At 68.7% G+C, this 626-nt stretch carries 1 protein-coding gene (only partly in view); it reads right to left on the bottom strand.

Translation table 11 applies throughout. The features are described from left to right. Positions 1-626: part of a Ppx/GppA phosphatase family protein coding region (locus EOC06_RS26710; RefSeq protein WP_164898749.1), annotated on the bottom strand (this coding region is incomplete at its 5' end). 560 nt of the annotated region lie to the left of the window's left edge; the window shows 626 of its 1,186 annotated nt.

The following is a 626-nucleotide window of genomic DNA, read 5'->3' on the forward strand; positions in this document are numbered from 1 at the left end:
CGATATCGAACAGGACGACGCCTTGGGTGTCGCGCTCGACCAGCGAGCCGCAGCCGGACACCGCCAGCCGCGCTTCGGTCTGGCGGTCGATGATCTCAAGCTTCAGGCCGGCCTCGCGTTCGACGCGGTCGATGAACTCGACGCCGTTTTCGGCCGTGCGGCAGGCCTCGGTGGCGATCAGCCGGGCTTTTCTGATCTTGCGGTTGCGCAATTTGTCGCCGCAGATTTTCAGCGCCTCGACCGCGCGGTCCATCGCCGGCTGGCCGAGCCGGCCATTGGCGGTGAGCCCCTCGCCCAGCCGGACGATGCGAGAAAAAGCGTCGATGACGCGGAACTGGCCATGCCGCGTCGGCACGGCCACCAGCAGCCGGCAATTGTTGGTGCCAAGGTCAAGCGCCGCAAACACCGGAAGCTCCTGGACCGGCGGCCGACGGGCGCTCTGTTCCGGCCGGGGCACCACAGCGACGGGCGAGGCCACCGATTCCGACGGTCTGTGGGCCTCCGCCGCCGGGGCACCGGTCTTGCCTGGCACCGGCGATCGATTCTCCGCGGGACGCGCTTCGTCGCGCGCAAAAACCTTGCGCCCGCGCCTTCGCTTGCGCCGCTTCTTGGGCTTGCCTTTGTGG

The sequence above is a fragment of the Mesorhizobium sp. M7A.F.Ca.MR.362.00.0.0 genome, assembly GCF_004023175.1.
Taxonomy (GTDB): domain Bacteria; phylum Pseudomonadota; class Alphaproteobacteria; order Rhizobiales; family Rhizobiaceae; genus Mesorhizobium.